A 19,101-nucleotide genomic window follows, 5' to 3' on the forward strand; every position below is an offset into this window, starting at 1 on the left:
GAATCCATATTTAATTTTCAATGTGTGAATGATAGAATGTGTGAATAGGGGATGTAATAGACTTAATCACTCCTTCAATAATTCAGTCATTCTATCATTGACTACCGTGCCGTTTTTGATGCGGATGATACGTTGAGTGCGGGAGGCTAATTCCATGTCGTGCGTAACCAGGACGAGGGTTGTGCCGGCTTCGCGGTTGAGTTCGAACAGCAGATCGACCACGGTGGCGCTGGTATCGCCGTCGAGATTGCCGGTTGGTTCGTCGGCAAACAGGAGTTTAGGTCGATTGGCAAACGCACGGGCCAATGACACCCGCTGCTGCTCACCACCCGACAGTTGGGTTGGGTAATGGTGGCCACGCTGCCCCAGTCCAACCCGATCCAGCAATGCCTGCGCTGTTTTAGCAACGCCTTTTTCGCCCCGTAACTCAAGCGGAACCATTACGTTCTCAAGGGCGGTGAGTGTTGGCAGCAGTTGAAAATTCTGGAAAATGAAACCAACGTACTGATTTCGGATGGAGGCCCGCTCATCTTCAGAAAGCTCGTCCAGACGAATATCGTTGAGGTAAACACTGCCCGACGAAGCCCGATCCAGGCCAGCACACAGGCCCAGCAAAGTAGTTTTGCCGCTACCCGACGGACCGACGATGGCGAACGTATCACCGGGTTCGAGCGTAAAATTGACGCCGTGCAACACGGTCAGCTCGCGACCACCACTGGAGTAGGTTTTGGTCAGATTTTCAACACGCAGAATACTCATTGGAACAAAAAAGGGTTGACACTCATTGTCTTAAACGTAGCAGTGAGCGGAAAATCGCAGCTTAGACGAAGATTCTTCCACTCAACTGCGTTATTCGCTGCTATTGCCGCGTTTTTATTGTAACAAACCGACGCACGCTGTATGAAGTTCTGTCCGAACGCCCAAACACTCTTTTCTTTGATAAGCGGGTTATTCATCTGCTTAACGGTCTGGAACTGTGGTTCATCCGATAAAAAAACGGATTCTGTTACCACCAATGCCCCCGTTAGCACGACCGCCACTCAATCCAACACAAGCAAAAAGAAGGTCGTACTCTTCTATGGCAACAGCTTGGCTGCGGGTTATGGCGTTGAACCAACAGAGGCTTTTCCCGCACTAGTGGGCGAAAAAATTGATTCGGCAGGACTGGATTATACCGTTGTAAATGCGGGCTTAAGTGGTGAAACAACCGCAGGCGGTAAAAGCCGGATTAGTTGGGTGCTACGTCAGCCCGTGTCGGTTTTTGTATTGGAATTGGGTGGTAACGATGGCCTTCGGGGAATTCCGCTAACATCAACCCGGCAAAATCTGCAAGCTATTATGGATACGGTACGTAAGAAAAGCCCTGAAGCGAAAATCGTGCTAGCCGGGATGCAGATTCCACCCAACATGGGCACTACGTACACAAAAGAGTTCCGGGAATTGTTTAAAGAACTGGCTGACAAGAACAAAGCTATTCTGATTCCATTTTTGCTCGAAGGAGTAGGGGGGATACCCAAACTGAATCAGCGCGATGGGATTCACCCAACACCCGCCGGACACAAGATTGTCGCCAATACCGTATGGCAAGTGCTACGTCCTGTATTGTAATAGGAATCTATTTGAGATTTTTAAGAGCGTTTTTGTCATGCTGAGGCACGAAGCATCTCAAAAAACTGAAACAACCCTTTATGCGCCTAGCCCTATTTCTGCTTTGCCTGCTGGCCTTCGCCTTTCGGCCTGATAAACCGGCGTATCGGTTGTATACTCCTCAGTTAAAGGCCACTACGTATGCCAAGTTGTTACGTCAGGCGACGCAGGCCGACGTAGTGCTTTTTGGTGAATTGCATAATAATCCCATCTGTCATTGGCTGGAATTGCAGCTAACGAAGGATTTACAGGCGGCCAAAAAAGAAAACCTGGTACTGGGAGCGGAGATGTTTGAGACTGATAATCAGACCGCGATCAGCAATTACGTACAGGGACAAACCGATGGTAAGGAGTTGGCGAACCAGGCGCGTCTCTGGCCTAATTTCGATACCGATTATAAACCAATCGCCGATTTTGCCCGCCAGCAACATATTCCATTCATCGCCACGAACGTACCGCGCAAGTACGCCCGGCTGGTTTCTCGTCAGGGGCTGGCTGCGCTTGATACCATTTCGGCTGATGGTAAACAGCAGATGGTACCGCTCCCGCTGACGGTTGATCTTACACTTCCGGGTTATAAAGCGATGATGGAGATGATGGGTGGTTCGACGCATGGAAGTACCCCCAATTCAGCCAATCCCCATGGTGCTACGAATGATATGAGTGCCAATTTTGCCCGGGCACAGGCTATCAAAGACGCTACGATGGCGCATTTTATTCTGCAAAATCTGAAAACTGGACAAACCATGCTGCATTTCAATGGCGATTACCACTCCAAAAACTTCGAAGGCATTGTCTGGTATCTCCGGCGGCAACGTCCGACACTTACTATTTTAACCCTTTCCTCCGTCGAACTTCCTGATCCAGAGCACCCTGCTTCTGAAAACCGTAACCTCGCCGATTTCGTCCTGGCCATCCCGGCCGATATGACCAAAACGTATTGACGTAACGAGACCGGAATGGCGTTCCAGCATTATACACAAAACCGTTGTCATGAATTTCGGGTTGTTTAGTTGAGAAAATCACTACGTATCCGAGATTACTATGATTAAGGAGCTGCTGAACTTAACCGGAAAAAATGCGCTTGTTACGGGTTCGAGTCAGGGAATTGGGCAGGCTATTGCGCTGGCACTGGCCGAATTTGGAGCTAACGTACTGATTCATAATCGCAAAGGCGATGCCGAAGCGAAGGACGTAGCGAAGCAGGTACGAAAAAAAGGTGTGAGAAGCCAGGTTGTTGGTGTAGACCTGTTGCAGAAAGGAGCCGCTGATAAACTCTACAAAAAAGCCATCGACGCGTTTGAATCCGTAGATATTCTGGTGACGAATGCGTCCGTTCAATTACCTGTCGATTGGGACGATACTACGTCCGAAGAATTCGACCGGCAGGTCAACGCCAACTGGAAATCAACACTTTTACTAATGCAGCGTTTTGCGCCCGACATGGCCGAGCGAGGTTGGGGACGTATCCTGACGATTGGGAGCGTACAGGAAGAAAAACCGCATCCAGCCATGATTGTGTATGCGGGTACGAAGGCCGCCGTGGCCAACACCGTTCGGAACCTCGCCCTACAACTTGCTGATAAGAACGTAACAGTCAATAATCTGTCGCCCGGTGTGATCAATACGCCCCGTATCGACGAGCCAACCCCTCCCGTACCTAAACGTATCAGTGACCGAATGAATATACCGGTAGGCTCAGCAGGTCAACCGGAAGACGTAGCCAGCATGGCGTTGTTGCTTTGCTCCGACGCAGGTCGCTACGTTACTGGTCAGACTATTTTTGTGGATGGCGGGATGAGTTTGTGATAGAATAATACGAATACCATTACTTGGAGTAATGGTATTCGTATTATCACTACGTTACTAGCCATTGTAAGCCTGTTCAATAGCAGCAATGTCGATTTTGCTCATCTTCATCATTGCCTGCATCACTCGTTTCGCTTTCTCCGGGTCTTTATCCTGTATCCGCTTGGTCAGTATGGAAGGAACAATCTGCCAGGAAACACCGAATTTATCTTTCAGCCAGCCGCACGGGCCTTTTTCACCGCCCTCGGAGAGTTTTTCCCAGTACGTATCGACTTCTTCCTGCGTCTCACAGTCAACGTAGAGTGAGATACCTTCCGAAAATGTAAAATGTGGGCCGCCGTTGAGGGCCATGTAGTCTTGCCCATCGAGCTGAAATCCTACCATCATCACCGAACCAGCAGTCGCTGGAGCACCTTCGCCATAACGGGAAACATGTTTAATGGATGAATTCTTGAAGATCGAGGTGTATAACGTAGCAGCCTCTTCGGCCTGATCGGTAAACGTCAGGAACGTGGTGATTTTTTGCATGATGTTCGCTATTATCTGTTGATTACAGAACAAAGATAGCGATTGGCATTTGCGCAAATGGCTGGTAAAAACGACAAAAACAGGGGTGATTGCGACAAAGTTTTACCCACTGTTACGAAGTGAAAAAGTCAGCCACTACGTAGCATTTGTGTGAATTATGGGTAGTTACTTTTTGTCATCCTGACGCAGGAAGGATCTTAAGGCTTCCTTACTAGAGTGCTAGGAAAACTTAAGATCCTTCCTGCGTCAGGATGACAAAGAAGTACCATAAAAAACTGAAAATGAGTGGCTGACTTTAATACATTACCTTAAACTGGTATAGCTTTTACTGGATGCTTTTTCTCCGGAAATAATTGGCTGAATAATAATCCAAACACGATGCAACCAATAATGCCGACACCGGGATATAGAAAGAAATGAACCCATCCGTTGGCCTGGACGAAATACAGCAGAATGGCACTCAGCAGAAAACCAATCAAAATGCCCTGACTGTTGATTTGTTTGAAGAAAATGCCAGCGACAAACATACCGGCCAAACATCCGCCAAACATACCCGTCAGTTTAAGATATTGATCCCAGATGGATGCGTTTTGCAGGTAAACGAGTCCAATAGCGATACCAATTCCCGCTATGCCTAAACCTAACGTAGCAAGCCGGGCAAATCGGAAGCGTTGTTTGTCAGATGACTTTGGCTTAAAATGTCGGTAAAAATCGGTCGTCATAACTGTAGCGATTGAGTTCATGCTCGAGGAGATGGTCGACATCGTTGCGGCAAATAAGCCAGCGATTACAAGGCCACGCAAACCAACCGGAAGTTGGGTAGAGATGTACCAGGGAAACACATCGTCGGTGCGTCCCATTGGGTTTAGCCCGCCCGGATTATGTCGGAAAAAGACCCAGAGCGCAGTACCAACGCTGAAAAAAATAAGCGTTGCCGGAATCACCAGCAGTGCGTTTGTCCAGATGGATTGACGCGCTTCAGCTTCGGTTGGTGTAGTCAGGTAACGCTGCACGACTACCTGATCGGATGAATACGTAGTAAGTTGCGACAGGAAATTGCCTACCAAAACCACCCAAAGTACCGGCTCCGTAATGCCCCAGCCCTGATTGACAAGGTGCAATTTTCCGGCATCGGCCGCTTCGCGAAACATCGAACCGAAACTACCCGTAGCATTGGCGATAAAAAATAAACTAGCGAAAGCTCCACCCAACAAAATTCCGACCTGCGCCACCTCAGTCCAGACAACCGCTTCGATACCGCCTGAAATTGTATATAATACTGTAATCGCGCTCATCACAACGATGCAAGCCATCAGATTTAGCCCCGTGACTGTACTCAATACCAGCGCGGGCAGATACGTAACAATGCCCAGCCGTCCTACCTGAAACAACACGAACGTAAGGCTCCCCAGCAACTTAACTCGCTGGTTGAAACGTAGCGCCAGAAACTCATAGACGCTGGTAATCTTGATTTTACGGAAATAGGGCAGAAACCAATACGCTACAATAGGTGCTACGACCACAATCATTACGTTGGCAAACAGGTACGTCCAGTCGGTAGCAAAGGTTTTGGCTGGAATGGCAATAAATGTCAGCGCACTTAGTTTAGAACCGAAAATACTAAGACCAGCCGCCCACCAGGGAATGTTTTGACCGCCCAGAAAAAAATCGTCGGTGGAAGCTCCCATTTTGCGCGCTACGTAGGTACTGATTCCGATAACCAGGAGAAAATAAACCCCAACTACACCCCAGTCCCAGCCGCCAAACGTACCGGCCTGCTGCACTGGAGAAGCCGTCAAAACACGATTGGTACGTACGCCCGGTCTAACCTCGCCACCCGGCAATACAAGCTGTCCGTTCCAGACAACGAGTGGCGTGGTAACGGGCGCCCACGTACTACCCATTGGGTTACTGACTGCGTCGGCTTTCTTGTCTGTGCTGACAGAGCCCGTAACTGTCCATGTATTGGTTAGGGTATGATACGCCAGAATATCCGTTCGGAAGCCGGGGTGGGTTTCTTTTAAAACAGCGTTTTTGTCAGCATTGGCACCGTCGTCTCCGCCCGACAGGAGTAAGTGAGTTTGACCAGCAGCGTACGCAGGTGAAGGAGCGGCTACCGTAGGGTGGGGGAGGTCGGCGATACGTTGCCAACTTTTCTGTGTTGGATTATAGGCGTAAGCATCTGACAGATAGCGCCGTTTTATGGTTTTCGTTTGCGTATCCTGATAAACTTCTGTTCCACTAAAAAGAAAGAATTTGCCATCCTGCGCGCCCGCTACCGCCAACATTCGCCCCGCTCCCGGCCAACCCGATAGCTTTTGCCACTGCGCATCTGGTTTCGTCAAATCAAGGCTCAAAAATAGATTTTCGGCAGTCGTGTCGGTTGGCGATTCGATTCCGCCAGCTACGTATACTGTATTGTTGAGAACGGCCCCGCTCGCATTGGCCAAGGGCACAGGAAGCGGACGTAGTGGTTTTGTTGAAACCGTGCCGTTTTGATAACGTAGTACAAACACATCGGCGTAATGGCGCTCCCCATCTGCTCCTCCAATGCATAACACGCCTTCGGGAATGGTCATCGAGATAGCGTACCCCATTTTTCGGGGTAATTTGCCTACTTTTTTCCAGGCTCCGGTTGATGTTTCCAGCGCAAAAACAGCATCGTACCAGGTTTTGGGCGTTTTGCCCCAGGGCCCAGCGTTATCCGGGAAATTCGCTCCTCCACCTATCAGCAAAGCGCCATTAGAGACGCCAGCAACGGAGCCGGCAAAACCTACCGGGTCGGGTACGGGTGGTAACTGACCCCAGGAAAATGGCTGGGCTATGGATAACTGACTCATCAAGATTAGCCAAAAAAACGGTACGACAAAAGGCTTCATGCGCGCAATACGTTAGTGCTTACTTCTACTGACCGTTCAGGCTGGGAGATTTACTGCCTGATTCCCGGATACCGCCTGAAGCCGTTCCCAGAACCCAATGGTATCCAGTTCTGTATAAAGCTGGTCGTACTGAGTGGATGTAAGTTTGGTTAACGGCAGACGACATGGCCCCACGTCATAGCCCAGCATATGCATAATTGCTTTCTGGGCCGGAATTGGCGGATATTTTACAAAAGCACGTACCATATCGACCAGATGCGCCATGCAGGTTCGGGCTTCTTCCTGATTGCCTGCTACGTAGTGCCGCTGAACTTCCAGATAAAGCGGAGCTGCGAAATTATACGTACTACCAATAGCGGCCTGTGCTCCCAAACTCAGCGCGGGCAGCAGCATTTCGTCGTAGCCGAATAGTACGTCGTAACGGCCATTTTGGTAACGTAGACAGGTCTGGTATTCCCAAAGTGTATTGGCCGTGTATTTAATACCGCGCAGATTTGGGATCTGCGTTTCACTCAATCGGAGAAACTCAACCATATCCAGACCAATACCGGTCAGCACAGGAATATGGTAATAATAAAACGGCATTCTCGGTTCAGCGGACGCAATTTCGGCCATGCTATCGACCAGATTCTGCACCGACGATGGCTTAAAATAAAACGCAGCTACCGACGAAGCAGCATCAGCACCAATGGCATAGGCATGGCGCATCAATTCCTGCGATTCGCGGATGCTGGAATGCCCGACATGAACCCAAATCGGCAAACGACCCGCCGACGCTTTTACAAAGGTCTCGGCCACAGTCTTGCGTTCCTGCGTGGTCATATTGGGGCCCTCGCCATTGCTACCGCAAATAAATGCCCCGCTCAGTCCATCGGCTACCAGCTTATCGACCAGCGTAGGGATTAATGACAGGTTGAGCGAACCGTCTTCGTGAAATGGTGTGAATGGGGCCGCCAGCAGCCCTTCGGTTTTTTGAAATGTTACCATGAACTCGGAGTGTTTATTTCGTTAAGGTCGCTACGTTACCTGTGTCTTTCTGGTCAGTAAGCCAGGCCAGATTAAACCGTTTCAGCACAACTCTGTACCGCCAGGATTGCTTTTCGGCTTCGTTCGTTTCGTATAGGCAGTAAATCATACCATCGGGACCAACAGCTAAATCGGAGTAGCCCGCTTTGCCGGGGTCAATCACTTTTTTCACCGGCCAGCTCTGACCATCGTCGTAACTCAGTTTGACGGTAAGATTTTGCCGTTTGCGGTTGCCGCGATTATTCATTGGTTCCGGGTCGTTTTCACTGTCGGGATTGACGAACGCAATCCGACTCTTTCCCCCTTTATCTGTACTGCTCACCCGAATCAGACTCGCCATGCAGACAGGATCAAATAATTCGTCGTCGAATGCGGGTTTGGTCCAGCCAGTCGCGCCATCGGCGCTATAAGCAACCATTCGGCGGTGCGGCTCTGATTCGGTACGTATGTTGAGCATTACGCGGCCATCTGTGGTTTCAATCGCTACGTGTTCACTGGGGTTTTTGATTTCGGCGGTTGTATTGGTGATGATGTCGCCCCGTTTCCAGGTTTTGCCAAGATCATCGCTGTAAACCGTAGCGATACAGGATGGGCGGTGATCGCCACCTGGAATCTTCGGATTTGGTTCGCAAAGCCAAACGGGAACGACCAATCGGCCCGCGTGCGCACCTTTTTGCAATTGAATGGCATGACCGGGGCCAGGAGCCAGCACTTTCCAATTGTACTCAGGACGGAACTGCTCAAAAGCATTGGTAATGTCACTTGGTGCCGACCAGGTTTTGCCATCGTCGGTCGATCGGACGTAGAAACAGTTGCTGTAATTACGCTGATAAAGCACATGGATGGTCTTCCCGTCGCGGTCAACAATGGGCGTGCAGTTGGACGTAGGGCGTTTGTTTTCGCGGGCGGCAATCACTACGTTATCTTCCCAGGTTTTGCCGCCGTCAGTGCTACGTCGCATCACAATGTCGATGTCGGCCCAGTCGCCCGTGTTATTGACGCGCGCTTCGCAGAAAGCCAGTAATGTTCCTTTCGCAGTCATGACCAACGCCGGAATCCGCGTAGTTGCATACGTAGTACCGGGGTCAAAAACGGTGGCGGTTATTTCGAAAACAGGCTCTTGACTGGGTCCAGCCGTATTTTTAGCGGTACGACAACCGCTTAAGAGAAGTGTGCCGATGGTAAGAAAAGAAAGGAAATACTTCATACGGTTTTGCGGTTTAGGTAATTTGTCATGCTGAGTGTTTTGTCATGCTGAGGTACGAATCGGACCGCCGAAGCGGCATCTTAACGTATCATTACTCTCAAGTTAGGAAGCTTTAAGATGCCGCTTCGGCGGTCCGATTCGTACCTCAGCATGACAAAAGCACTCATTATTTACTTGGTCTGACAAGAATAAATAGTCTCTACTTAATCAATTCATCCAATTTGATTTTCTGAAAAACCAGATCGGCCTGACTGCTTTCGTAGACAATTCCAACCGTTTTTTCATTTACTGATGTGATGCACGAGTAGCCGCGTCCTTTCAATTCATCGAGTAAGATCCAGTGCTGTTGCGGCCAGGTTTTACCATTATCGAAGCTTACTTTCAGGGTGATATGGTCGCGGTCGGTTTTGCTGTTTGGATTGACAAATAACAACAAACTACGGTTTTTGCCGCCTACTGTATAATCGTGTCGGTGAATGCTTCCCATACAAGTCGGTTCAGGCAATGCGCTGGACGAGCTTGGGTGTTCCCGCCAGATTTTGCCCAAATCATTCGTTACGGCAATTACACGACCGTTGCTGGCTGACAGATTTCCCCGGTTTTTGTTAGCACGCATGTTCAGCATGACGGAACCATCAGAAAGCTGAACGGCCATATTTTCGGTTGTGCTTTCTGAGCTGGCTTTGGGGCTGGTAGCCCAGGTTTTGCCGCCGTCTTTGCTGTACGTAATGTTCGAGAACGGTCGTCCGTCGGGTTCGCGGCCCTGTGTTGGGAAGACCAACGTACCGTCAGCTAACGTAATGCCTGCACCGGGCGCGGGTGCCCAGAGCCACCAGTCTTCTTTTTTGCACATTTGGGTCAGGTTGACGGGTTCGCTCCAGGTCTTGCCATCGTCGGTGCTTTTCGTGAGTAAAAATTGAGACGTTTGTTTGACATCGAAACCCGGCTGTGAACCTTTGTTCCGCCACTGATGATTCCAGCTAGTGCTGGCTTCATTCAAGCCCTCAATCCATTTCCCCTGATCATCAAGCACACCATGCATCCACAGGCCCGCTACGTAGATAGTCTTCGAGTTTCTATCGACCAGAATACAGGGGTCTGAAACGCCGTTGAATTTCTGCGGCAGATTCCCCCACGTACCTTTATCGAGCGCAATACGCATTGGCTCCCACGTAGTACCACCGTCCGTGCTCCGACTGACGCCGATATCAATATCGCCCTGCAAATCGCGTGCACTCCCTCGACGCGCATCGTAAATGGCCAGCAACGTACCATTGTTGGTTGTGGCTAACCCCGGAATGCGATACGTATGCACATTCTCGTCGTTGTGCTGACGTAGCGCCACACCGATACGTTGCTTCACTACGTTCGGTGATTGTTGCGGCTTGATACGTTCCGATGCTACGTTCACGGCTTCACAGGTTGCGTCAACGTAGCCCATCAGATCAGCCGTCTTTTTCAGTTCGTAGGAAAGCCAGAAATAGTTGACACCCGGCTTCAGCGTTTGTTTTCCGTTGATAGAAAATTGCCTGTTTATGGTAGCAGTTTCCCCGAAAAGGACGGCGGTTTTTTTAGTGAGTGCCGTATTTAAAACTGAGTCGGTTCCGCAATAATAAAGTCTGGCTTTGGCAATGTCGGCAATGCGTGTCGTTCCCTGGCTATCGAAAGTGAACGTAGTGGTTTCGTTTTCACTACGTTGCTCGGGTACTGTAACCGTAAGCCGGACAATTGGATTTTCCGTTTTGCCGGTTAATACAGGCGTTACAAACTGTTTCTCGCTGACTGTTAGACCTGTTTCAGCCGGAAAACGTCCCGCTGAGAGCAGAATGCCTAAAAACAGAGTGGTTAACAAAACAGGGCTGTTTTTATTCATATTTTTTGTAGAGACAGGGCATGCCCTGTCTCATGGGTGTCAGCAATTGTTGTATTTACCAAAACCATCCGGTCATGAGACAGGGCATGCCCCCGTAGCGACGGACCGGTCTCTACAAATCAATACCCTTCCGTCTGTTTGATCTTGCTATTCAGTGCCATTACCCGTGTCGCGATGGGCCAATACAAGGGGGTGGTTTTGCCTTTCAGGTTGGGCACTACGTCGTACACATTGATGGTGCCGCCTTTGTGAAAACGTACCAGATCCCACCAGCGCTTGTTTTCGTGAAATAACTCTCGACCGCGCTCGTCTAAGATTTCCTTTTCCAGCACGAGTTTATCTGTAGCCGTAAAATCAGCAACACCGGCCCGTTTGCGGACTTTGTTTAATTCCACCAGCGCATCCGCCGACCGGCCAAGGGCTGTCAGCGCTTCGGCTTTTAGTAGAAGTATGTCGGCTAGCCGATAGACAATTACGTCATCGTCGGCAATGCGGTCTTCGGCGTAAACTGTACCGCGAAACTTATTCGGCCAGGCAACGAGCTGTTTGGTTCCCTGCAATTCCCAGATGTAGCTGACATCCTTGCGTGTATCGTTGGGGAATTTGTTGATCAGCGCAAGAAGCGCCGGACTAACGGCATAAGCTGCCTGCGCATTACCGGGTTCTTTCACCAGCGGCAAATCGGCTGCGTTGGTAGCTGTACCAGAATAATTGATAAGCGGCAACGCGTTTCGGGAGTACATATCCCCACCCGTTTCGTTTCGGTTGAAATACAGCGAGAAGATAATTTCCGCGTTTTTCTTGTTGGTCGAAACGAAAATATTCCGGAACGACGGCAGCAGACTTACGCCTGATTTTTCGACTTCGGCAATGGCTGTTAACGCGTCGTTGAAATCCGCAGCTCCGCCGTTGAGTACTTTGGCGGTCCACATTTTGGCATCGGCTTTAGTGGCATACGCGGCTGGTTTGGAGAACCGGTTTTTATCAACGTAACCCGCTTCCGGGAAGGCCGCAATCGCAGCATCGAGATCGGTAAATACCTGTTTGAATACGTCGGCAACAGGTTTACGTTCCAGCAGTGGTACGTTCTCATCAACAATGGCATCGAGCGTGAGTGGTACGTCACCCCAGATTTTGGCCATGTAGAAATACATACTGGCGCGGAGGCAAAGGGCTTCGGCGCGTGTCCGGTTTTTGACCGTCTGGTTTGCGAAATTGAAACCGTCCATTTGCTTCAGCAGTAGGTTGACATGCCCAATTACTGAATAATAAGGCGTCCAGTCTTTGGAATTACCCGCGTTGATGACCTGCGACCAATAGGCCGAGAACCGGGGTAAACTTCCCTGAACGTAGCTGTCGCTGCGGTCGTCGCCGAAGGACAGATCGTTCATCTGGGTTCGGTAGAGTTGGTAAATACCGTTGAGATAAGCTGAGAAATCGTCTTCGTTTTGCCAGTAAACCTGGTTCGTGATCTGCGACGCGGGTTTGACCTCCAGAATGCTGTTGCAGGAAAAGCAATGCAGGGCGGCAATGCAGCTAAACGTAATGAGTATCTTTTTCATGGATGATGTCGGAAAAGGGTTAGAAACGGATGGTTGCGCCAATGGTGAACTGGCGTGGCCGTGGGTAGCCGCCTTCGTCGAAACCTTTGTAAACCTCTGGGTTCAAGCCCGTATAGCCCGTCAGATAGCCCAGATTATACACGCCAGCGTTCAACTGAACTGATCCTGTTTTGATGCGGTTGGTAATGGCTTTCGGCACCTGATACGAAATCGAAACCTCGCGGAAAGCCAGCCAGTCGCCCTTGGAAATGTAGATGGAATTGTCGGAACTGTAGCCTTCAAGACCCACTTGCGTGTAACCCACTGCCGACGCACCGCGCAGGTGATTCCGGTAGCCAAAATCGGCGTCCCCGAAGCTGAAACGAGGGTATTTTTTGCCAACGTCGCCGGGATTTTGCCAAACGTCATCGTTGAGTGCCTGACTAGGAGCGCCTTCGTTCGATGCACGCGCCTGTCCCATCGAGCGAGCCAGCGCCCCGTTGCTGACGATATGGCCCAGCGCATAGTCTACGGTAAATCGCAACGTAACGCCTTTCCAGTTGAGGGTATTTTGCATACCGCCAATTTTGTCGGGAACACGCCAGCCCTGAAACACCAGGTCTTTTCCGTCGATTTGGCCATCCTTGTTAAGGTCGGCCCAGTTTACGTCGCCCCCGTGTTTAACTTTACCCAGCGCTACGCTCGTAACAACCAGGTCTTTGGGAGCGCCTTTCGCTTCTTCATCAGTCGCATAAATCCCGTTCGACTGCCAGGCCCAAACGCCACCCGGACGCTCTCCTTCGGCATAGCCACCTACCTCAATATCACGGCCCAATGCCGGGTCATAAACAGCACCGCCATTGATACGGTTTTTATCCCGTCCGTTTGGTGGCAGCTTCACAACGGTTTGACGGTTGAAGGCAAACGAAAAATTGGTGTTCCAGGTGAAGGCGCCCGCTTTCAGCACCGTAGCACCTAACTCTACTTCGATACCCCGGTTGCGAAGCTGACCAACATTGTACGGAATACTCGTAAAGCCAGATTCGGTCGGCAACTGCAAATTATCCAAACGGTTCTTTGTCAGTTTATTATAGACATCAATCGTCAACGTAATTCGGTTGAACAAACTCAGGTCGATACCAGCGTCGACGGTTTCGGTGGTTTCCCAGAGCAGATTCGGATTTGCCAACGTAGTACGAAGAATACCGCCGTTCCCGCCGTATGGACGTGCTCCGTAACCGCCATACGTATCAGTATAACTTAGGTTCGATAAACCAGTCTGACCATAACTACTTCGAATTTTGAACTGATTTATAAACGGAACCTGCCAGAACGATTCCCGATGGATATTCCAGCCAGCCGAAACCGACGGAAACAGCGCGTATTGGTTATTCGGAGCGAAACTGGAGAATCCGTCGTAACGTAACGATGCGCCGAATAAATACTTACCATCATAATCGTAGTTCACCTGCCCGAAGAAACTGGCCGTTTTGCTGACATTCAGGATAGAATTAACGGTGAAATTCGGTTGCTGAACGCCATTCACGGAAGTCGTCTGCGGATCGCCCGAGATGGTTGTGTTGTAATCGTTGGTAGAACGTTGGCCGCCGACCACTAAACTAAATGAAGAAATTCGGGTATAGTTAAAACCAGCTAATGCTGTCAGATTATGTTTCGTGCCAAACGTGTGATCGTATTGCAGAATCTGGTCGGTCATAATCTGCCGGGTCTGATTCGACTGCTCTGCTTTTTGCCGCTGGACCTGCTGGCCGGGGAAAAATCGCTCGAAGAAAATGTACTGAAAATTATTGATGTAGATCGACGCAGAAGGCCGGAAATGCAGTCCTTTCGCAATTTCCAGATCGCCCGCCAGCCGGAACGTCGTTTGTTCGTTATTGGCATTCAAATCCTGATAATACAGTTCGTGCAAACGGTTCCGAACCGTTACGCTCTCGCCCAGATACGGTTTGCCGTCTTCGGCGTAAATCCGGTTAAGGGGCGTAATACGTACCCCACGTACCAACTGATTCAGCGTGTTATCGACGTATTTGTTGTCATTCCAGAGATACGATAAATTGGCGTCGAGTTTGAATCGATCACTTACTTTGAAACCCGCATTCGCCAGCGCACTAAAGCGTTTGTAGCCCGTTCCCAGAAACACCCCACCCTGATCGACGTAACCGAGTGATACGTTGTAATTGCTACGTTCGTTTCCACCATCGACCGCTACGTTGTAATTGTTGGTATGCGCCGTTTGCCAGACAACATCCTGATAATGATTGTCTTTGAAAATAATTGTCTTGCCTAGATTGAGCGGATCATCAATGGTTTCCCAGCCGTTCGCCAGCAGATTGTCGACGTAAGGCTGGCCTTCTACCGAAACCAGGTTGGCGAGGTAAGCTGTCGTATAATAAGCCGCGCCGTATTGACCTTTCTGCGTATACGTTGGCGTAGTCGCTGAGTTGCCGGCCGAGTAAAGTTTGGTGTTGATATCAAATACGTCCAGTCCACGCGCCCAGGTTTTTCGAGCCAGCGTCAGGTAATCGCGACCACCCAAATATTGATAATTACGAGCCTGTGTTTCAACACCATGCTGATACCGGAATGTTACGTTGCCACGCCCAGCGTTGTTCTTGCCAGATTTGGTTTTGATGATAATAACGCCATTCGCGCCCCGCGCTCCGTAAGCCGCCGTAGAAGCCGCATCTTTCAGGACTTGTAAGGATTCGATATCGTCGGAATTAACGTCGTTGAAATTCCGGAAAACGCCATCGATAATAACCAACGGATTACTGGATTGAATAGCGCCAATCAGATCACCGCCACCCGTACCGGTACTGGTTCCGTATGGATTCAACGTAGTACCACCACGTATCACAATGTTGGCCGCTGCCCCCGGCTGACCAGACAACACCGGTACCGAAACACCGGCCATTTTACCCTGCAATGCCTGTACCGGGCTAACTGACGGAATGTTCTGCAACTCCTTATTATCGAGTTTCGAAACCGATGCACTCGTTTTCGCTCTTGATTGTTCGGCGTAACCCACAACGATAACTTCGTTGAGCGCCTTAACATCTTCCTGAAGCGCTACGTTAAGCTGACTACGTCCGTTAAGCGGAATTTCCTGCGTTACGTAGCCAATAAAGGAGATGACCAACGTAGCATTGGGATTGGGTACGGTAAGCGTATATGCCCCGTTTATGTCGGTGACGGTACCCGTTGTAGTGCCTTTCACCACCACACTTACGCCGGGCAGACCTTCGTTTCCTCCGCCCGTAACCTGCCCTTGAACCTGCAATCGGGTTTGTGCCAAACTATTAAAGGCGCTAAACCACATAGTTAGCCCAATTATCCAGCTACAAATATGAATTATAGAACACTTTACCATAACAAATGGGGTTAAATGGGAATAGAGATGTTTATCTTGTTGTTATGTAAATAAGTAGGACATAATTACACAATGTTCTAGCTATTTTTGAAAAAATCAAAGTCTTTCGCTTACTTTTTTGTATTACTTAGGGAAATAATAACATTTAAACGGCCAAGATAATGTGGCTTCCAGCATTGAACTTTTTACTGGGTAAATGCCGGAATCAATAGTCGAGCGGCAGTACGTACCGGCTGCGCATCGGTTTCCGGAATCGAACGATACGGCCAGCGCATCCGGCAACCGACTTTCGACCAACCTCCTACTACCGACATAAACTTGTCACAAGCCGGATTTGGATAGCCTTTTTCAGTAATATAAGGAGCAATATACTCGCGCATCCACCGCTGAATTCCCTGTTCCCATTCTAGCGCCTGGTCTAAATCACTCAGCATCAGATTGTACCAATCCTGCGCCAGTTTCGGGTGCAGACATGCTACGTTCGAGTAAGCGCCGTGGGCACCTTCCTGAATACCCGTTGCCAGAAAATGGCCCGGCACGAACACTGATAGGCCCTGCATGTATTTCCGCATCTGAACGTACCATGCTGAATCACCACCCGGTACTTTTACACCAACTAATTGAGGAATAGCGTCTTTCAATTGACTGAATTGAGTAGGCGTTAAGCGAACTTTGGCGTGCGGAGGATTATAAAGCACTAGCCGAACGTCAGTTGATACGTCTGCCATTCGACGCAGGAATGAAATGATTTCAGATTCAGTCGGCGGAAACCAGTCGGGCAAAATTACCTGCACGGCACCCGGCTCCCAACGTAGCGACCGTTTTAACCGCTCTAACGACAAAATCGGACTCATGTGACTGACGCCAATTTGAAACGGCATTCCAGCAGCATGGCATTTCTGCGCTAATAATTCATGAATCTGATCAAATTCGACTTCGGTCTGGTTATAAAATTCGCCCGCCGTTCCGTTCGAGTAGATGCCATCGACGCCGAAGGCAATCAACGTATCGATTTCATTCGCTAACTCCTCAAAATCAATCGAATCATCTTCACAAATCGGGAGCATCAACGTAGCCCAGTTGCCCCGAATATCGGTTGCCTCAAGCGAGTGATACGTTGATGGTTTATTACGTGCGCTCATGTGCTACGTTGTTTTGACTTGACTTAATACGTGCAGCCCCGGATTATCTCAACGGTGTGATTATCGAGCCAATCCCAGTCCAGTTCAACACCAAGACCTGGACCTGTTGGGCAATACTGACAACCATCTTCCCGAATTTCCAGCGGATCGTTTTTCAATCCAAAACGGAACATAGGATGGTGACTTTCCAGAAAACGTGACAATCGTGTGGCACAACCGACGTGCAGATTTGCTACGTCCAGCAAGGGGGCTCCTGCCGTGTGAATTTCCAGGCCATAACCCATCATTTCGCACATTCCCAGGGCTTTCATGATGCCCGTTACCCCACTTTTATGATGCACATCGCCCCGGATGAGGTCAATTGCCCCATTGGTCATGTAGTTTGATAGCTCAAATAATCCGACGGTTTCGGCAGCTAAAACTGGCGTTCGAATGGTGTCTGACAGTTTTTTCAACTGACCGATATGAGCGTCTGGAAATGGTTCCTCAAACCATTCATAACGGAGTTCATCCAACTCATAACCAATCACCAAAGCATCATCAAACGTCAGTACTGCCGATGAATCCAGCATCAGCGGAAAGTCGGGGCCAACTAATTCACGGGCTTTCCGTAATCGGGGAATATCCAGTGCTGAACCGCCTGAGAGTTGCAGTTTTATTCCCCGAAATCCCTGTTTCACTTTTTGGGTAACTTCCTGTTCAACCTCTTCGAGCGTCGTTATTGTTTGCGGTGGACAGGTGGCGTAGGTGGGTACCTTTTCGCGGTATTGGCCAAGCAATTTCGCAATCGATATATCTGCCACTTTACCTTTTATATCCCATAACGCTACGTCCAGATTGCCCCAAATGGCTTCCCGGAAATTGTATAAATGCCGCTGTTTTTGCCGAAACGACTGCCAGATTGCTTCGTGATTGAGCGGATCTTTTCCCACCAGATCATGATAATATACATCCTGAACCGCATAAGCCGATGCGCGCCCCTGACCTAACGGACCATAATCCATCGTGTAGCCTTCTACGCCCTCATCGGTATGCAACGTAGTGAGTGGAAAGTCCCAATACGATACGTGGCCGGACGGTATCGGGCGCGGATGAAACCACGCTTCAGCGCCTACGCGAATCAGGCGAGTTGTAATCTCAGTGATAAGCATCTGAAATTGCACTTATGTAGTACATATCGATGCGAATAAAAATCACACGAATGATATCTCCTAATTTATCTGCTATTTTTTTGTTGGATAATGAAATTTCAGGCTAAACGTAGCAGATGTGGCTCGAGATGTTTGAGCATGCCACTAGTAAACTCTTCAGGAGTTCCGTTCTTCAGAATATTGACCAAATCCCGGTGAGTAACTGAGCCAACAGTATGGAAGTCGTGGTCGGTTTCGTATTCTACTACATATTCGAAAACCGGCATGAGCATGGCCTGAAACCGCTTAATAGTCTCATTGCCAGCCATTTCGTATAAAGCCGAGTGGAAAGCGATTTCACAGTCAACTTTTTCCTGAATCGTCAGCACCTGAGATTCCTGCTTGACAATCGCTTCCAGTTTTTGGATACCCTCGTCGGTTTTTCGGACAAATAGCAAGGCGGCCTGACCAACTTCCAGTACCAGCCGAAATTCAAAAATCTGTTTACGCGTATCGGTACCTAAAATGTGGGGATGCATCATCCGTTCCAGCCCGCTCAGAATATCGGGTTGTGTCAGTATCATACCCCGACGTTTTTTAGTGTCAATCATACCCAGCATCCGCAGTCGGCTCAAAGCTTCTCGTACTACGTTTCGACTAACGCCCAGTGCTTCAGCCAGTTCCACTTCTTTCGGAATAGCGTCACCTGGCCTGAAGGCTTTGTGAGTAATGTATTCACGTAATCGCTCCTCCACCTGATCGGCCATAGTGGTCGAAATGATCGGTTCTATTTTAGGTGTCGCTTCCATTATATATATTATTTCGATGAACGATATGTATACCCATTCATCGAAATGCTAAAGTAGTGAATTGGCTAATAAGTAGTACATTTATACAAATTTCAAATTAATAAAGAAGGCGTTACGAT

The 19,101-nt window shown here is 49.3% G+C and carries 14 protein-coding genes; 3 read left to right on the top strand and 11 right to left on the bottom strand.

The features are described 5' to 3' along the window. Window positions 1-66: 66 nt before the first annotated feature. A complete protein-coding gene (locus tag IC229_RS24490) occupies window positions 67-759 on the bottom strand; it encodes an ABC transporter ATP-binding protein (protein ID WP_190889852.1) in 693 nt (230 codons plus the stop codon). A gap of 141 nt (window positions 760-900) precedes the next feature. Between IC229_RS24490 and IC229_RS24495 the strand changes: the two genes are divergently transcribed. From IC229_RS24495 to IC229_RS24505, 3 genes are all read left to right on the top strand, one after another. Then, the gene (locus IC229_RS24495; RefSeq protein WP_190889854.1) at window positions 901-1,608 is read left to right on the top strand and encodes an arylesterase; all 708 of its coding nucleotides are present in this window, start codon (window positions 901-903) and stop codon (window positions 1,606-1,608) included. Window positions 1,609-1,688: 80 nt separating this feature from the next. Further along, window positions 1,689-2,591, top strand: coding sequence for a ChaN family lipoprotein (locus IC229_RS24500; protein ID WP_190889856.1), 903 nt, complete (start codon window positions 1,689-1,691; stop codon window positions 2,589-2,591). A 100-nt stretch (window positions 2,592-2,691) separates the two neighbouring features. Further along, on the top strand, window positions 2,692-3,456 hold the full coding sequence (locus IC229_RS24505; RefSeq protein ID WP_190889858.1) for an SDR family NAD(P)-dependent oxidoreductase: 765 nt from the start codon (window positions 2,692-2,694) through the stop codon (window positions 3,454-3,456). A gap of 57 nt (window positions 3,457-3,513) precedes the next feature. Here IC229_RS24505 and IC229_RS24510 read toward each other — a convergent pair whose 3' ends face one another. From IC229_RS24510 to IC229_RS24555, 10 genes are all read right to left on the bottom strand, one after another. Continuing rightward, the gene (locus IC229_RS24510; protein ID WP_190889865.1) at window positions 3,514-3,984 is read right to left on the bottom strand and encodes a VOC family protein; all 471 of its coding nucleotides are present in this window, start codon (window positions 3,982-3,984) and stop codon (window positions 3,514-3,516) included. Window positions 3,985-4,292: 308 nt separating this feature from the next. Beyond that, complete coding sequence (locus tag IC229_RS24515) at window positions 4,293-6,863, bottom strand: sodium:solute symporter family transporter (protein WP_190889867.1); 2,571 nt, start codon at window positions 6,861-6,863, stop codon at window positions 4,293-4,295. Window positions 6,864-6,899: 36 nt separating this feature from the next. Further along, entirely contained in the window at window positions 6,900-7,850 is a 951-nt protein-coding gene (locus IC229_RS24520; RefSeq protein WP_190889868.1) for a dihydrodipicolinate synthase family protein, read from the bottom strand. A 13-nt stretch (window positions 7,851-7,863) separates the two neighbouring features. Beyond that, window positions 7,864-9,096: a sialidase family protein gene (locus IC229_RS24525; protein ID WP_190889870.1), complete on the bottom strand. Its 1,233-nt coding sequence runs from the start codon at window positions 9,094-9,096 to the stop codon at window positions 7,864-7,866. Between the two features lie 199 nt (window positions 9,097-9,295). After that, the gene (locus IC229_RS24530; RefSeq protein WP_190889872.1) at window positions 9,296-10,969 is read right to left on the bottom strand and encodes a sialidase family protein; all 1,674 of its coding nucleotides are present in this window, start codon (window positions 10,967-10,969) and stop codon (window positions 9,296-9,298) included. A gap of 119 nt (window positions 10,970-11,088) precedes the next feature. After that, complete coding sequence (locus tag IC229_RS24535) at window positions 11,089-12,531, bottom strand: RagB/SusD family nutrient uptake outer membrane protein (RefSeq protein ID WP_190889879.1); 1,443 nt, start codon at window positions 12,529-12,531, stop codon at window positions 11,089-11,091. Between the two features lie 19 nt (window positions 12,532-12,550). Continuing rightward, the gene (locus IC229_RS24540; protein ID WP_223834176.1) at window positions 12,551-15,826 is read right to left on the bottom strand and encodes a SusC/RagA family TonB-linked outer membrane protein; all 3,276 of its coding nucleotides are present in this window, start codon (window positions 15,824-15,826) and stop codon (window positions 12,551-12,553) included. Between the two features lie 260 nt (window positions 15,827-16,086). After that, a complete protein-coding gene (locus IC229_RS24545) occupies window positions 16,087-17,043 on the bottom strand; it encodes a dihydrodipicolinate synthase family protein (protein ID WP_190889881.1) in 957 nt (318 codons plus the stop codon). Between the two features lie 23 nt (window positions 17,044-17,066). After that, entirely contained in the window at window positions 17,067-18,194 is a 1,128-nt protein-coding gene (locus IC229_RS24550; protein ID WP_190889883.1) for a mandelate racemase/muconate lactonizing enzyme family protein, read from the bottom strand. A 98-nt stretch (window positions 18,195-18,292) separates the two neighbouring features. Further along, window positions 18,293-18,982: a FadR/GntR family transcriptional regulator gene (locus IC229_RS24555; protein WP_190889884.1), complete on the bottom strand. Its 690-nt coding sequence runs from the start codon at window positions 18,980-18,982 to the stop codon at window positions 18,293-18,295. Window positions 18,983-19,101: the final 119 nt, after the last annotated feature.

The organism is Spirosoma profusum, assembly GCF_014699005.1.
Taxonomy (GTDB): domain Bacteria; phylum Bacteroidota; class Bacteroidia; order Cytophagales; family Spirosomataceae; genus Spirosoma; species Spirosoma profusum.

Bases quoted from the DNA above. Each gene is read 5' to 3' on its own strand.
- IC229_RS24490 (WP_190889852.1), bottom strand. From the start codon at position 759: ATGAGTATTCTGCGTGTTGAAAATCTGACCAAAACCTACTCCAGTGGT.
- IC229_RS24495 (WP_190889854.1), top strand. From the start codon at position 901: ATGAAGTTCTGTCCGAACGCCCAAACACTCTTTTCTTTGATAAGCGGG.
- IC229_RS24500 (WP_190889856.1), top strand. From the start codon at position 1,689: ATGCGCCTAGCCCTATTTCTGCTTTGCCTGCTGGCCTTCGCCTTTCGG.
- IC229_RS24505 (WP_190889858.1), top strand. From the start codon at position 2,692: ATGATTAAGGAGCTGCTGAACTTAACCGGAAAAAATGCGCTTGTTACG.
- IC229_RS24510 (WP_190889865.1), bottom strand. From the start codon at position 3,984: ATGCAAAAAATCACCACGTTCCTGACGTTTACCGATCAGGCCGAAGAG.
- IC229_RS24515 (WP_190889867.1), bottom strand. From the start codon at position 6,863: ATGAAGCCTTTTGTCGTACCGTTTTTTTGGCTAATCTTGATGAGTCAG.
- IC229_RS24520 (WP_190889868.1), bottom strand. From the start codon at position 7,850: ATGGTAACATTTCAAAAAACCGAAGGGCTGCTGGCGGCCCCATTCACA.
- IC229_RS24525 (WP_190889870.1), bottom strand. From the start codon at position 9,096: ATGAAGTATTTCCTTTCTTTTCTTACCATCGGCACACTTCTCTTAAGC.
- IC229_RS24530 (WP_190889872.1), bottom strand. From the start codon at position 10,969: ATGAATAAAAACAGCCCTGTTTTGTTAACCACTCTGTTTTTAGGCATT.
- IC229_RS24535 (WP_190889879.1), bottom strand. From the start codon at position 12,531: ATGAAAAAGATACTCATTACGTTTAGCTGCATTGCCGCCCTGCATTGC.
- IC229_RS24545 (WP_190889881.1), bottom strand. From the start codon at position 17,043: ATGAGCGCACGTAATAAACCATCAACGTATCACTCGCTTGAGGCAACC.
- IC229_RS24550 (WP_190889883.1), bottom strand. From the start codon at position 18,194: ATGCTTATCACTGAGATTACAACTCGCCTGATTCGCGTAGGCGCTGAA.
- IC229_RS24555 (WP_190889884.1), bottom strand. From the start codon at position 18,982: ATGGAAGCGACACCTAAAATAGAACCGATCATTTCGACCACTATGGCC.